Source organism: Novacetimonas cocois, from assembly GCF_003311635.1.
In the GTDB taxonomy this organism is placed as follows: Bacteria; Pseudomonadota; Alphaproteobacteria; order Acetobacterales; family Acetobacteraceae; genus Novacetimonas; species Novacetimonas cocois.
This window is the reverse complement of the sequence record NZ_QEXL01000060.1, coordinates 1-1,497: the sequence shown is the minus strand read 5'-3', so window position 1 is coordinate 1,497 and position 1,497 is coordinate 1. Positions and strand designations below refer to the sequence as shown.

The following is a 1,497-nucleotide window of genomic DNA, read 5'->3' as shown; positions in this document are numbered from 1 at the left end:
GACAGGGCGATAAGCTCTCATGACCGTCATTAGGGGAGTGCAGTTGCAAGAAGCCTACACCATGACTGGTGTCTGGTGTGACCAAAAACTGATAGTGGACCTGACGGGTGTGCCGCGAGCCGATCGACGACGATTGATCATGCTCTCATCCGCGGGTTGGCTACCGCATTTCCCATTTCCGTCGTGGGCCTTCCTCTCTCTATAGACGGGCGTCGGTCGAAACCTGCCCCAGCTTACAACGAGGATTACCCATCTTGCCTGGTCTTCGCGGCACGCCCGTCAGGTCCGATGACCGGGCGAAGGAAGCCGTGTCAGGTTGGTTGCACGCGGCGACCGATATCCCAGATGAAGCCGACCAGCTCGCGCGCGATCGCCGTGATCACTTTCGGCAAGGCTTTACCGGATGCCGCTAAAGTTCGGTAGCGCTGGCACAAGCGAACTTGCGCCTTCCATGCAATTGCCCTGATTTCCTCTGGCAAGTCCTCGACACGCGCCCGATAACGGCGCTCCTCGCGTGCCGGCAGGCGGTATGACCAGGCTGCCTCAACCAGCATTGCGCGTGTTTCTCGGTTTCCGGTTTTTGTGATGGCGCCGCGACGGGTACGGGTGCCACTGGAAGCCTCTGATGGCACGAGACCAAGCCAGCCCATGAGTTGTTTGGGTGTTTCAAAACGGCTGAGGTCCCCGATTTCTGCAGCAAGCGTTATGGCCACGATGGGGCCGACACCGCGCAACGCCTGCAATGCCTTTACTACTGGCGCGAGTGACCAGCGCGGTAACGCCTCCATGAGCATGGTGTCCAGTCGATCGCAACGCTGCTGAGCTTCTTCAATGCGTCGGATGCTTTCACCCAAAATAAATTGCTGATGTGGTATTTCAAATGCCTGACTTCCCAGCCATCTCCAGTGCGCTTTTGTCCAATTCGTACGACCGGTGAATTTACGCCCATGGCGCAACAGAAACCCCAGAAGCATCTGTCGGCTGGCAACAAGATCCTGTCTAACCTGGCGCCGACTGCGTACGAGGTCTCGCATAGCCTCGTGTGCCGGATCCGGGATCCAGATTGCCGTCAACTCACCCGATCGCAACAGTCGCGCCAACATTTCGGCGTCTCTCCTGTCCGTCTTCACCCTGTCGGCTGGCTTGCGCGGTATTACAGATGGGGCGATGACACTGCAGTCCATACCCATGCCCAGCAACTGGCGATGGATGCCGTACCCGCAGCCACCTGCCTCATAGCAAAAGTGGAGTGTCGCATCAGGCGTAGCCAGGCGCGACACCAGACGTCGTATGGCCTCGGGCGTGTTGAGAATTGTCCCGTGGAACCGGATTTCTCCCGATCGCCCATCGTCTGCAACAGCCACGGCAATCGTCTCTTTGTGGACATCCAGACCGATGAATTTTATCGTCGACATTGTCATTCTCCTCTCGTGACAAAGTGAGCTTACGCTCCTCCTGACCTCGGAAGGCGAGGCAAATGACGGTCATTGGGTCTAT

The 1,497-nt window shown here is 57.8% G+C and carries 1 protein-coding gene; it reads right to left on the bottom strand.

Annotated features, from left to right (window positions below; all coding sequences use genetic code 11):
* Positions 1-311: 311 nt before the first annotated feature.
* Positions 312-1,415, bottom strand: a complete 1,104-nt coding sequence (locus NJLHNGOC_RS15480) for an IS110 family RNA-guided transposase (RefSeq protein WP_408870309.1) — start codon at positions 1,413-1,415, stop codon at positions 312-314.
* Between the last annotated feature and the right edge of the window lie 82 nt (positions 1,416-1,497).